Annotated in this window: 1 pseudogene; it reads left to right on the top strand. The window is 73.3% G+C overall.

Going from position 1 to position 240, the window contains the following annotated elements:
* A pseudogene (locus AC0IVP_RS22125) lies at window positions 1-200 on the top strand (pyridoxamine 5'-phosphate oxidase family protein); the annotation flags it as partial.
* Window positions 201-240 lie beyond the last annotated feature (40 nt).

Raw genomic sequence — 240 nt, 5'->3', positions numbered from 1 at the left:
CGGTCCTGGTGATGGACGTCGAGCGGGCCTACTTCCACTGCGCGAAGGCGGTCATGCGCTCCCGGCTGTGGGATCCGGGCGCCCAGGTGCACCGCTCGGTCTTCCCGCCCAGGGGCCAGGTGTGGCGGGAGCACACCCGCGGGGTGTCCCCCGACCAGGCCGACTCCGTGATGCGCGCCGAGCTCGCCCTGGAGCTCTGAGTGGAGTGCCAGGGCGCGGGGAACCTGCGCCGTGGCACTC

It is taken from the genome of Klenkia sp. AC732, assembly GCF_979256525.1.
The sequence above is the reverse complement of the archived record's forward strand: the minus strand, read 5'-3'. Positions and strand labels throughout refer to the sequence as shown.